This window comes from Pseudomonas sp. DE0010 (assembly GCF_007680745.1).
In the GTDB taxonomy this organism is placed as follows: domain Bacteria; phylum Pseudomonadota; class Gammaproteobacteria; order Pseudomonadales; family Pseudomonadaceae; genus Aquipseudomonas; species Aquipseudomonas parafulva_B.
The window spans coordinates 1-327 of record NZ_VEJQ01000111.1 but is presented as its reverse complement, the minus strand read 5'-3'; the positions used below and the strand labels follow the sequence as shown (position 1 = coordinate 327).

1 protein-coding gene is annotated in these 327 nt (G+C 62.4%); it reads left to right on the top strand.

Features of this window, described 5'->3' with window-relative positions:
• Positions 1-6: 6 nt before the first annotated feature.
• Positions 7-327, top strand: a 321-nt coding sequence (locus FS767_RS21885) for a deoxyribodipyrimidine photo-lyase (protein WP_144968200.1), incomplete at its 3' end; no start/stop codon positions are given.

The following is a 327-nucleotide window of genomic DNA, read 5'->3' as shown; positions in this document are numbered from 1 at the left end:
CCATGCATGAGTCAGCTCGTCTGGTTTCGTACCGACCTGCGCACCCTCGATCATCCCGCTCTCCACGCCGCCGCCGAACAGGGTCCGGTGGTGGCCGTCTTCCTGCTGAGTCCTGCCCAGTGGCAGGAACATGACGAGGCGGCGGTCAAGGTCGATTTCTGGCTGCGCAATCTCGCCGAACTGGGCAAGACGCTCGGTTCTCTCGGTATCCCCTTGCTGGTGCGTAGCGCCGAGCGCTGGAAACAGGCGCCCCAGGTACTGCTTGAGCTGGCCAGGGAACTGGACCTCGAACACCTGCACTTCAATGACGAATACGGGGTCAACGAA